This window comes from Herbiconiux daphne (assembly GCF_024979295.1).
In the GTDB taxonomy this organism is placed as follows: domain Bacteria; phylum Actinomycetota; class Actinomycetes; order Actinomycetales; family Microbacteriaceae; genus Herbiconiux; species Herbiconiux daphnes.
This window is the reverse complement of record NZ_JANLCJ010000083.1, coordinates 1-1533: the sequence shown is the minus strand read 5'-3', so window position 1 is coordinate 1533 and position 1533 is coordinate 1. Positions and strand designations below refer to the sequence as shown.

Genomic DNA, 1533 nt, shown 5'->3' with positions numbered 1-1533 from the left:
AGTTTTTTCCTTGACATAGGAAATAAGGTTGTCAATCTTGTCCTTGTAAGCGTTGTAATTCGTCATTGCCTCATCAATCTTTGATTTGAAGACGGCAAGTTCCTCTTCCATTTTCTTTTTGACCCTAATTGTTTGTTTGACGTCCGGAACTATGTCTTTGATTAAAGGTGTCGAAATGAATTTCTGCATTTTCGCTTCAATGTCCGCCTCGAAAATGGTAAGGTCATATTGGACGTTAACCGTTTCGTGCTTTTGTATGATTAAATCTTGTGTGTTTTCAGTCATTGTTCTGTCTCCTCTACGTGTTTCTTAAACATTTCCACCAACTTGGTGGCTTTATCCACTTCTTCCTGATTAGGTGTCGGTGCTGCCTTCAAGATGTTGAGTTGCTCCTCGAACTGCTTTAGGTAAACAAGGTTTTGCTTGTGTTTGTGTTCGGTGCCGTCAAACTCAATCCTGTCTGCTATCTTTTGGTATTTTTCACTAAATGACATTATTTTAACTCCTTTAAGTATTTTACTTTCAGTTGATTGAAGTGCGGTTTATACACATCAATCATTTTTGTTTCCACTGATGTCGCCGCATCTTTGGCGTCATCATAATCTCTTGCGTACACATTCACTAACACGTCATAATCTCATAGGTCAGTATTCGTCTGCAATCAGAAGTTGAACGATTCCTCGCCCCCATGGTCCAAAGCCTTGCTGGGTTTTAGGTGGTTGGCATGACGCTCCTCACCTGAATCCTTTCCGATTCCGACATAAATTACTGTTCCTGCCTCACCTATTTCACAATCCCTTCTGAGAGAATAGGCATAAACCACATATTGAAATTTATTGTTTTCCATATCTGCTCCTTTAAATATCCAAGTCTCAAGGGACGTCCCACAATTCCGGTTTCTTCACTTCTTCCTTTACGGGTTGCAAGATTATATAGGCGTGGTGCTTTGCACGTGTAATTGCCGTATATATCATTTTGGCGTCATCTGTTGCCTGTTCACCACATGCCATGAAGTAAATGTCATCTCACTCAGAACCTTGTGCCTTATGGACCGTTATGCAATATGCCAAGGCAATCTTTTTCTTAAGTCATCTCAACTCTATGTAAAGTGCTTCACCTGTAAGCTCTTCAACTATCTCGGCACATTCGACTATGTCAGTACGCATACCGAACTTGGTCATGAATGTTTTTTGCTTTCAAACCACACTCTTGATAGTCCCTATCGTTCCGTTGATGACATTTTCCTTCATGTTGTTTGCGGTAATGACTATCTTGTCATTTTCCTTTATCTCATAATTGGGAACGAACTTCTTGATGCTGTCATCCCATTCAAGCGAATCAAACAGTTTCTTACCCAAGTCAGGCACTACCTTCTGAATGAAACGGTTTGTTGACATGACACCGTTTTCCCCGACATTCTTGGGTGCTATGATTTGTGGTCGTTCCCCTGACTTGAATTTATTGAGAACCGTGTCCATATCCATGACATGCACATTGTTTCATATCTTGTCACTCGGCAATGAGATGTTGTCT

Annotated in this window: 4 protein-coding genes; all 4 read right to left on the bottom strand. The window is 40.7% G+C overall.

The features are described from left to right. Positions 1–285: hypothetical protein (locus N1032_RS23070; RefSeq protein ID WP_259542665.1), on the bottom strand; the 285-nt coding region annotated here is incomplete at its 3' end. Next, the gene (locus tag N1032_RS23065) at positions 282–494 is read right to left on the bottom strand and encodes a hypothetical protein (RefSeq protein WP_259542663.1); all 213 of its coding nucleotides are present in this window, start codon (positions 492–494) and stop codon (positions 282–284) included. The genes N1032_RS23065 and N1032_RS23070, both read right to left, overlap by 4 nt. 167 nt (positions 495–661) lie before the next feature. Next, positions 662–847: a hypothetical protein gene (locus N1032_RS23060; RefSeq protein WP_259542661.1), complete on the bottom strand. Its 186-nt coding sequence runs from the start codon at positions 845–847 to the stop codon at positions 662–664. 349 nt (positions 848–1196) lie between these two features. After that, entirely contained in the window at positions 1197–1484 is a 288-nt protein-coding gene (locus tag N1032_RS23055) for a hypothetical protein (RefSeq protein ID WP_259542660.1), read from the bottom strand. Positions 1485–1533: the final 49 nt, after the last annotated feature.

Excerpts from the sequence above, each read along its gene's own strand:
- N1032_RS23065 (WP_259542663.1), bottom strand. The coding sequence starts at position 494 with ATGTCATTTAGTGAAAAATACCAAAAGATAGCAGACAGGATTGAGTTT.
- N1032_RS23060 (WP_259542661.1), bottom strand. The coding sequence starts at position 847 with ATGGAAAACAATAAATTTCAATATGTGGTTTATGCCTATTCTCTCAGA.
- N1032_RS23055 (WP_259542660.1), bottom strand. The coding sequence starts at position 1,484 with ATGGATATGGACACGGTTCTCAATAAATTCAAGTCAGGGGAACGACCA.